We start from the raw sequence: 3,571 nt of genomic DNA, 5'->3' as shown, positions 1-3,571 counted from the left end.
TACCGCCCCCGAGCAGCGCCCCCCCGATCGCCCCGATACATATCGGGCACAGACCCGACGGATCCGCGTCCACCGTCGGCCGATTACCCGCATAGCCATAGGTCTGGGTGAACCCGACACCGGACTGCGCCGGATGGGCGTCCGGGCCGGTGAACCGCCCGCCGACGCGTCATAATCCCGGGCCCGCAAGTCATAGCCCTGCTATCCACTAACGTATCAGTCGGCCCAAACGGGGCCTCGGACTGCTCCCGGCCTCGAAGTGAAACCGACGCCACAATCGGTTGACGTCGTCACGAACCTCAATCGTGCCACCAAGGAACCCGCGGATTGACGCGCGCAGCCACCGCCGCAAACTCCACGTCATCCATCTCGAAATAGCCATCCCCGTCAAAGCGTCCGGCTCGATTCCAGTTCACCCACCGACATGCACCTTCTGAACAGAGCCGTCCAGCAGTTTGACGTCGATAGTCCTGCCGCCGCTCTTCGATGCTTCACTGAGGCCGACGTCGCAGTCGTCGCCTCCTACCTGTCGACCGCCCGCAAATGGGGCATCGACATGATGACCGCACTCTCGGACCTGTTCACCACCCGAGCGTGGCTGCTACCTGCTCTCGAACCCTGCCGATAAGCCGGATCGGCGTCTCACCACGTCCCCATCACAGCGCGGACGGCGGCTTCCAGGTCCTGCTCGCGCAGCATCGCAGCCATCGCGCATGCCAGCACCCCGGCCGCCTGCCCGAAGACCACCTCCGACGACTCGATCTCATCGAATCCGGCCCGATCCACCCGCAGCACGCCGGCCGGCCAAGGCGTCGCGTCGGCCAGCAGAGCGTCGAGAACCGCCGAGGCGAACTCCTCGGGCAGTCCGACGGTGAACGGCCGTGACCACAAGCGACTCGGACACGCGGCCGACGCGCCACCGGGGGCGCAGTCGACCTCGAAGACAATGTCCGTAGTCGGGACGGGCAGGAACCGTGCCCCCAGCAAGGCTCGCGGCGCAAGACCCCCGAAACGGCGTTGGACCTCGACCAACACCCGCACCGGTCGGCCAGAGCCTTCCGGCGCAGCCCGCCGAGCACGCAACCGCCCCGCCTCGACGAAACACGCCCGCTCGTCGTCCTCCTCGACCGCAACCAGGCCGTGCCGTTCGACATCGATAGTGATCACCGTGGACCCAATCCGTTCATGTTGCGCCACCACGGGCCGAACTCCGGGAACTGGTCGATCACATCAGGATCGTAGTTCCGGCCCGGCGGATGCACCGTCAATGCCTGATCATGCGCCTGCTCATACGGCATGCCCTGATCCAGGGGATCAGCCTCAGTCCACTCGTGCCGCATGAAGTTGGCCTGGCCTGCGCTCAGCGGCTGCCCGTTCTCGATGGCCTGCCCAATACGCTGAAGCATCACGTCGTTGGCAGCGAAGGGATCAAGCCCCGGACGCGCCAAATGCTGCGTCACTCGAACGACCTCGCCTGCTGAATAGCTACGGGTGTCGTTGATGGTGGTTTCGGTGCGCAGCGCTTTTCCTTCCTTGTGGTACTGCTTGATCGTGGCGTGTGTGTAGTCGACGTGCAGGCCGAGGGTGACACCTTCGGTGATGATCCGGGTGCGGAGCCGGCTCGGAGTGGGTCGTTGCCCGCCGTGTCGAAGTTGCCGGTCGAAGATGAGGTTGACCTGGTCGGGGCGACCGATGTCGAGGTTGTCCCGGATCACCTGTTCGAAGAAGATCCGTCCGGACAGGGGCCGGTCGAGGGTCTGGATCAGGGAGAACTCGGCCTGCAGGATGGAGATGTCATACCGGTAGCCGGCATCGCTGTCCTCAGGGGTGAACGGATGAGGCAGGAGCGCGAGCCAAATGCGGAGCAGCCCGTCGCAACAGCGGGGTACACCGGCTGCGGAGAGCGGTCAGTCTGGGAACCTGCTCGGCGAACGTCCTGCGCGCACAGCCGGTCACGTCGTAGAAAAATCGTCGCACTCGCAGGTGCACGACGAGCTCCTGGTTACTGGCGGGACAGTCCATGATCCGCCACTCATAGCGGCTGTGTACCCATTCGGAGTCGACCCCGCAGCCCGGACACGCGGCCGCTGTGGCGCGGCCTCGTCCATACACCTGCACCGACCAGCCAGCGGACGCGAAACGGTCGATCAACAGACCGGTGAACTGCGGAAACACGGCGCGGATCAGGTCGGACGCGAAAATCCACTATGATCCACAGAGGGCTGCATCGCCCCGACGCCGACCCATCACGGAACTCGTGCCAGAGCCCCGTCCAGCCTGTCGACGCTATCGTGATCATCCCATCGGAGCGTCGCTATGATCCTTTGAACCGCCCCATTTTATCTGACATGTCAGATAAATTAGCTAAAATCATGAAATACTAGCTCCCGCAGCGCGTATTGCGGAGGAACGCTACCCGTCGTGTAGTACGCAACGAACAGGCCGCCAGCTTCCTCGATATCGAATACCTCGCGCTGCAGGACAGTGGTCTCGCATCCGTTCCAATGAACGGGCACGTCTGGATCTAGATGCTCTCCGGTGACGCTCGTCTTGTGCCCAACGAGGTACTGTCGTGGCTTCAAGCCGTCGACTCTGCGCATCTCGACCATCAAACGATCCCGGGACCCGGCCGCCTGTATGTACTCCTGCGGCCACACGCGCAGATCGATCTGATCGAACGATGTATCCGGCGGGATGGCCCATAGGCTGAGTGAAAAACGGTTGGAGCCGTCGAGAAGCAGGAGCCGTTGACGAATCAACTCTGCCGGAGGGGCAACTGGGTCCTTCAGTTCCCCATGGATCCGCCCGTTCATTGTGAGGGCGTGAGTCACTAGCGTCATGGCACCCTCACCAAATACGTCGACGTGATCGAAATGCTGGCGCCACCCAATGTCGCTGTAGCGGAGACACCACCGTCTACCTGGCCGTCGAACGCTCGTTGGGATGCTGTCAGGCCAGCCGATCCACCCTTCACCTCGACGCCCTGATAGGTACCGTCAGGATTGATCGATAACCCGTCGAAGTACCGAATCGATCCATCGGGTAGCGTCGCGCGCACCTGATCGCCAATGACGCTCCGACCGGTAGCCGTCGTGTAGTCGGCGAGACCCTGCGCCTGCGCGCCAGCACCGTAGCTTCCCTTTCCAGTGAAGTGTCCAAGTGCATCGCGTCCGTCACCTCTGTCAACACCGACGCCTGTTTCTGCGGCGACGGTATCACCGGTGCCGGCGCAGGTGATGGCGCTCAGGTCTTTGGGGCGGGGTCCGGGGATGTTACGGGCCAACCAGGCGGCGGCGGCCTGTACCCGGCTGACCACCGCCCGGCCGGCCACGGTCCGACCCGCTCTGCCCGCGAGACTGCCGACACCAGCCGAAACCAGACCACCACCCGCGCCGATGGCGAAGTCCCCACCGGCGTCGGTCCAGCTGTAACCCCCATCACCGAACAGATGGCTGGACAAATCCCCGGCGGCCACCGACCCAAACCCGGCACCCGCACTACCGGCCACCACCCCGGCGAACCCATCCGCGAGGGCAAACCCAGCTTCCCCCCCGGCTGCGATCAGCCCGCC

General features: G+C 64.1%; 4 protein-coding genes and 1 pseudogene. All 5 read right to left on the bottom strand.

Annotation, left to right across the window (positions count from 1 at the left end; translation table 11 throughout):
- Positions 1-642 precede the first annotated feature (642 nt).
- Positions 643-1,167, bottom strand: coding sequence for a hypothetical protein (locus U9979_RS06310; protein WP_322778629.1), 525 nt, complete (start codon positions 1,165-1,167; stop codon positions 643-645).
- Positions 1,164-1,715, bottom strand: a complete 552-nt coding sequence (locus U9979_RS06305; RefSeq protein ID WP_322778628.1) for a hypothetical protein — start codon at positions 1,713-1,715, stop codon at positions 1,164-1,166. The genes U9979_RS06310 and U9979_RS06305 overlap by 4 nt, the downstream gene beginning before the upstream one ends.
- 106 nt (positions 1,716-1,821) lie before the next feature.
- The gene (locus tag U9979_RS25095; RefSeq protein ID WP_416219566.1) at positions 1,822-2,112 is read right to left on the bottom strand and encodes a transposase family protein; all 291 of its coding nucleotides are present in this window, start codon (positions 2,110-2,112) and stop codon (positions 1,822-1,824) included.
- 248 nt (positions 2,113-2,360) lie between these two features.
- On the bottom strand, positions 2,361-2,840 hold the full coding sequence (locus tag U9979_RS06300) for a hypothetical protein (RefSeq protein WP_322778627.1): 480 nt from the start codon (positions 2,838-2,840) through the stop codon (positions 2,361-2,363).
- Positions 2,837-3,571, bottom strand: a pseudogene (locus U9979_RS06295) (hypothetical protein); the annotation flags it as partial. The pseudogene U9979_RS06295 and the gene U9979_RS06300, both read right to left, overlap by 4 nt.

Origin of the sequence: Protofrankia sp. Cas4 (assembly GCF_963555915.1) — a bacterium.
Classification (GTDB): Bacteria; Actinomycetota; Actinomycetes; order Frankiales; family Frankiaceae; genus Protofrankia.
The sequence above is the reverse complement of the archived record's forward strand: the minus strand, read 5'-3'. Positions and strand labels throughout refer to the sequence as shown.